The organism is Fundidesulfovibrio putealis DSM 16056 (genome assembly GCF_000429325.1).
In the GTDB taxonomy this organism is placed as follows: domain Bacteria; phylum Desulfobacterota; class Desulfovibrionia; order Desulfovibrionales; family Desulfovibrionaceae; genus Fundidesulfovibrio; species Fundidesulfovibrio putealis.
On record NZ_AUBQ01000030.1, the window covers coordinates 1 to 1,995 of the forward strand.

3 protein-coding genes are annotated in these 1,995 nt (G+C 53.2%); all 3 read left to right on the forward strand.

Features of this window, described 5'->3' with window-relative positions; translation table 11 throughout:
* Positions 1–389, forward strand: a 389-nt coding sequence (locus G453_RS28485) for an SU10 major capsid protein (RefSeq protein ID WP_027191968.1), incomplete at its 5' end; no start/stop codon positions are given.
* Positions 390–457: 68 nt separating this feature from the next.
* Positions 458–829, forward strand: coding sequence for a hypothetical protein (locus tag G453_RS0116745; protein WP_027191969.1), 372 nt, complete (start codon positions 458–460; stop codon positions 827–829).
* Between the two features lie 1,062 nt (positions 830–1,891).
* Positions 1,892–1,995 (forward strand): SU10 major capsid protein (locus G453_RS29205; RefSeq protein ID WP_169725360.1); only part of this gene is annotated, 104 nt, incomplete at its 3' end.

Below are 1,995 nucleotides of genomic sequence, written 5' to 3' on the forward strand. Positions count from 1 at the left end.
AGGCGGGCGGCGAACCCAGCATGATCCTGGTGGGACCGGTGCAGGCCCGCAAGATCGCCAACTGGAACCAGGCCGGGCGCATCACCGTGAACACCAACGCCTCGGAGCAGACCCTGGTCATGGCCGTCATGGTGCTGGAAACCCCCTTCGGGCGCATGAAGGTCACCATCGACCGCTACCTGGCCAAGGACGACGACGCCGGGACCAAGTACGATCGCGTGTACGTCTACGACCCCAGCCGCTGCTCCATGGCCTTCCTGCGCCCGTTCAAGTGCGTGGAACTGGCCCAGACCGGCGACTCTATCAAGTGCCAGTCCATCGTGGAGGCCACCTTCGTGATGCACAACGAGAAGTCCGCCGCCAAATGCAAGAAGTGCGCGACCGACTAACAGCCTAGCCGGTTCACAACCACAACGGGGCGGGCCGCACGGCCCGCCCCCCTCCCATAGGACGAGCCATGATAGAGCATCGCATAACGTTCACCGAGGAAGAACTGGTGGCCTCCGCAACCCAGGACAACCTGTCCATCCTGGCCCTGACCAAATTTCTGCGCAGCCTGCCCAGTGACCAGCGCGGCTTCTTCAAGGACTGCCGCATCGAGGCCGTAATTCCCATCTACATGCCGCGCGGCGACTTCGAGACCAACGTCCACGCCATGAACATGGACCAGGACCAACTGGATTGGCTGCTGAAGACGCGACCTGAATTCAAGGCCTGCGACGACACGAGCAACAACACACTGGCCACGGGGAACAAGATCATCAGTTGCGGGGGTGTGGACGCGGTGGACACGGTGACGTCCAATTCAACAACCAACAAGACCGACTAAAGAAGGAGACGCAACATGAGCGAGAGAAGCGACGACAGCACACACGAGGACTATCGGTGGACTGATCATGAGAGGGAGGTTCATTACAACAATCAAGCCCTAGAAACTGGGCCTGCTGCGGACTATCCGAAAATTGAACAAGCGCAACCCCAACTCCCATTTGACCAGGCACCAATCGGAGCGGAACCGTACCCAACTATTTTGCCAGGGCGTGCAGATTCACCCTTCAACCGGCTGCCACCCAAAATGCGGGCTTCAATTGCTGGAGGAGCAGTTAAGGCTGCAACTGGGCTAATACCAGTTGTTGGCCCGTGGATTGGCAATCGAGTCGCTGTGCCCGCAGCTCTTGCATTCTACGAAGAGGATACAAAAACACCAGAACTTCCTCCGAGAAAGTAGCACCACAGCATATGCCAAACAGGAAGCAAAACAATGCTTCCTGCTTGGCAAATACAGGACTCATATCAACGAAACAGCGACAGCACAAACGACTCTGTTGCGAATGCAAGCAATGCACCAACAAGAGCTGCTGCCAGCATCATGAATTTATTCATCATTAACACTTAGACATCAGTATACATTTTTTGAATAAACACACAAAAACAACACGACTGACGTAAAGTAAGCAATGAAGAAGTCAGCAAACCACCTACACATCACATAGCCTCCACAAACAAAGATTCGCCTAGGCAAGCAGCAACAGAATTTTTCTATTTAATCAAAATTAATGTCAGAGAGACTATAAACCAATTTACATAAACCTCAACAATGAAAATCCTTATCCTGTCTGTATCAGAAAGCCAAAAACAGCCAAGAATCTTTTTAAAAATCATTTGAATACCCTCGCGATGAGCAGGACCGTCAGATATGCAGCCAGCACACCAAGAACGACCGCCGACAACGGCCTAAAAATCCTCGCAAACACGTTACACATTCATTCAACCTGATATTATTTTTTTAAAACTTAACGACTAACTGCCTAAGAAGCAAGCCCCTGGACGATTAGGGCACCGAGCCTCACTACTTCTCAAGCTATAGCAGTATTGCCAAAATCAACACCCTATACAGGGTGCCACCGCCCGCACCGCCCCGTCGCGGCTCTCCAACTACTGCCAGATCCTTGAGGACTCCTTCAAGATCTCCGGCACCCTGGACGCCGTGACCCC